The 557-nt window shown below is 46.0% G+C and carries 1 pseudogene; it reads left to right on the forward strand.

The window, feature by feature from the left end:
- Positions 1 to 557 (forward strand): annotated as a pseudogene (locus tag R7F64_RS24235) (cadherin repeat domain-containing protein); the annotation flags it as partial.

Genomic DNA, 557 nt, shown 5'->3' on the forward strand with positions numbered 1-557 from the left:
GCAAAGTCAGTCTGATTGGTGGGTTGCCTGAAGGTCTTCGAATGAAGGATGGCAACTTAGAAGTGGATACCGCGGGCGAATATCGTCTTAAGTTTGAAGATGATGGCGGTGACTTTTACCAACCAATTCAATTCAATGTTGTGATCAAAGTTGCGAAAGCGCAAGGCCAAGCGATGACGACGCAAGATTATGAAATGGTATACAGCAAAGACTACGATTTTAACTTGCAGCGTGATTTTGGTTTAACGGCCAGCAATGATCATTTGGAAGTCGTTGACAATACTTCTCCAGGCGTTGCAGATGTTATTGGTGACGGTCTTATTCGTGTCTACAAAGCGGGTCAAACGACGTTAACGGTTCGCAGGAAAGAGAGTGCAAATTACACGGCCGGTCCAGATCAAAAAGTTCGCTTTAACATTCTGAGTGCGCCAAGCCGAATTGCTATCCAGTCAGGCGTAGTAGAAGGTACGTGGAACATCAACCAACCTTATGTCCAAAAACCATCGATTCTCGGTACGGTTGGCGAAGTGAGCTACCGATTTGCGACGGATTCTGCA

This window comes from Vibrio sp. Vb1980, from assembly GCF_033338615.1.
GTDB classification, from domain to species: Bacteria; Pseudomonadota; Gammaproteobacteria; order Enterobacterales; family Vibrionaceae; genus Vibrio; species Vibrio alginolyticus.